3 protein-coding genes and 1 tRNA gene are annotated in these 2,882 nt (G+C 33.0%); all 4 read left to right on the top strand.

What is annotated here, in order from left to right; genetic code table 11:
• Positions 1–463: glutamate--tRNA ligase (locus KKC53_05675; protein MBU2598639.1), on the top strand; the 463-nt coding region annotated here is incomplete at its 5' end.
• Positions 464–498: 35 nt separating this feature from the next.
• Positions 499–572: transfer RNA gene (locus tag KKC53_05680), tRNA-Gln, on the top strand.
• A 39-nt stretch (positions 573–611) separates the two neighbouring features.
• Entirely contained in the window at positions 612–1,046 is a 435-nt protein-coding gene (locus KKC53_05685; protein MBU2598640.1) for a glycosyltransferase family 4 protein, read from the top strand.
• Between the two features lie 455 nt (positions 1,047–1,501).
• Positions 1,502–2,882, top strand: a 1,381-nt coding sequence (locus tag KKC53_05690) for a hypothetical protein (GenBank protein ID MBU2598641.1), incomplete at its 3' end; no start/stop codon positions are given.

Raw genomic sequence — 2,882 nt, forward strand, 5'->3', positions numbered from 1 at the left:
ATTAGTAGAATTGATTATACCGTTCTTACAAAAATCAGATTTGCTTCCAAAAAAAATCTCTAAAGAAGACAGAGATAAAATAGAAGAGATTGTTCCAATAATTCAGGAGCGAATTAAACTATTATCAGATGTCGCTCCTTTAACAGATTTCTTATTTAAGGAGAAAATAAAAATTGAGGAAAAAGCACTAAAAGATGCTAAAAAAACTGAAAATAAAGAAAAAATTATTAACTTAACAATCTCAAAGTTAGCTTCTTTGAAAGAATTTTCAAAGGAAAGAATTGAAAAAGTACTCAGAGAAGTACTGGATGAGCTTTCAGTTAAAGCAAGGAAGGCATTTATGCTGATAAGGATAGCTATTTCAGGAAAGAAGGTGAGTCCTCCTTTATTTGAATCAATCTATATCCTTGGAAAAGATAGAACAATTCAAAGACTTACTGAATTTAAAAAATACTTATTATAAAATTTGATATTATATATTTAGTCAAATTAGTTTTTTGGGGAGTCGTCTAGTGGTAGGACAGTGGGCTCTGAATCCACCAGCAGAGGTTCGAATCCTCTCTCCCCAGCCACATTTTCGTATCCAACAATTTGGCTGCACGATATGAGCACTGGCCAACCTTCTCTATCATCTTACCAAACCTTATCCACCAGTCAAAGAAAAGGAATTTGAAACGCTAAAATCTTACCCCAAACTATATATATTTTTATTGATTGTCGGGCCCGGGGATATTGAAAAATTTAGCACTATGGCTCAAAAAATGAATGTGGCAGACAAGATTATTCTTACCGGAGCTCTTTATGCAAAAGAGGCGCAGAAAACATACGGTGGCAGCGATATATTTGTTTTTACTTCAAAAACAGAAACGCAAGGACTTGTTATTGGAGAAGCAATGATGACCGGAATACCTGTAGTAGCCTTTGATTCGCAAATTCAGCCGGAAATTTATCCAAAGAGTTTATCTGTTGTGGTTAAAAATGAATCAGAATTTTCAACTGCAGTTTTGGATATTCTTAAAAATTGCTATAAGAAGTTTTTCATTTAGAAAGGGACCGATAAGCAAATGAAAAATGATTTTGATAAATTAACTAAAGGAGTTTTAATTTTCTCGGCTTTATTAGTGGCTTTTTCTTTTTTTATTATTATGTGATTTTTCTACCTGAAAAAGAGAAGTTTGGGATAGAGCAACAAAAACAAAGATTCATTGAATTAGGAGAATGTCTGGATTATAAAGACAAAGGTTCGAACATTAGGGTATTGTTAGGTAGCGAAGAAAGAAGAAAAGAATGGAGAAGTGATTGTTTTTTAAAATACCCTGTTAAATAAATCTATGAAAGAAAAAATTAAAAAACCTGTCACCGGGTAATTTTTATTTTAGCCTGACAATCTATTTCTTAATTGTAATATAATAATATAGAAATGATTGAGAAACCGTCAAAGATAAATAAGTGAAAAGGGAGGTCGGCTTTTTTGTTTTAACAAAGGTCGAGAAAATAAAAAATGAAAAGAATTGGGATAGATATTGGTTCTGACAACTTGAAGGCAGTTGTAATAGATAGAGGAAATATAAAAACCCTTTATCTAAAAAAGATAAATGGAAAGCCGATTTATGCTTTAAAAGAAACATTAGATGAAATTATAACAAAGCATGATAATGAGGCTTATATTGGTGTAACAGGGGTTAATTCAGTTTCTTTATCAGATGTTCTAAAACAAGTAGTAAATGAACCAATTGCAATTAAAAAGGGCATTGAATTTCTTGGTTTGAATATAAAAGCAGTAATTGATGTTGGAGCCTCAAGCCAAAGATATTTTGTATTTGAAAGACATAATGGAAAATTATTTTTAGGAAGTTATGATTTAGAAAACAAGTGTGGTGTTGGTTCAGGTTTATTGCTCGAGCATATGGCTAAAAGATTTAATTATGGTTCAATAGAGGAATTCTCTAATATTGCTAATCAAACCGAAAAAACCATAAAGCTCTCTGCGAAATGTGGTGTTTTCCGGGAATCTGATGTTGTGCACCAGCAACAAAAGGGAACATCAAAAGAAGTATTGGCTGCCTCACTTTATAGGGCCTCTGCAGATAGTTTTAAAACCATTCTATCAAATGGAATAATGTCCAAAGGAAAGATTGCTATTATTGGTGGTCTCTCACTTAGTAAAGCCTTTGTTAAACATCTAATAGATTTTTGCGAAATCTCTTCTGAAAGAGTTACTACACCAAAACAAAGATTACATATAGGTGCAATTGGTGCAGCAATCTGTGGTCAACAGATTTATTTAAATGATATAATAAAAAAATTAGAGCAAAAATTAGCCAAACCCTTTAACTATGAATCACAGGGTCCTCTAATCCTCAAAGAATCCAAAATTATGAAACCAAAAGAAGATTGGCTTTATGGTGCAGATATCCCTCTAGCTGGCTTAGGAATTGATATAGGCTCTGTTAGTACAAAGGCTGCATTAATAGCAAATATTGATGGTAAGTTTAGGTTGCTTGCATATCACTATAGAAGAACAGAGATAGATCCTGTTGGAGCTGCAATAGATGCTATAAACAAAGTATATAATCAGATTGTAGAAAGGGGCTATAAAATTAAAAAAGTTGTTGCAGGAACAACTGGAAGCGGAAGGCAGCTTACTGGTTTTATAGTTGGAGCTTCTAATAATCATATTGTTAATGAAATCACTGCACAGGCTGCAGGTATAACAACAGTCTATCCTCAAAAAGAATTTAGTATTATTGAGTTTGGTGGCCAGGATTCAAAATTTATTAATATCAGCCAGGGCGTGGTTGTTGATTTTGCAATGAATAATGTATGTGCTGCTGGAACCGGAGCATTGCTTGAAAAATATGCCATGCGCGGAGGCATTAAAA

This window comes from Actinomycetota bacterium, assembly GCA_018830725.1.
Taxonomy (GTDB): Bacteria; Actinomycetota; Humimicrobiia; order JAHJRV01; family JAHJRV01; genus JAHJRV01.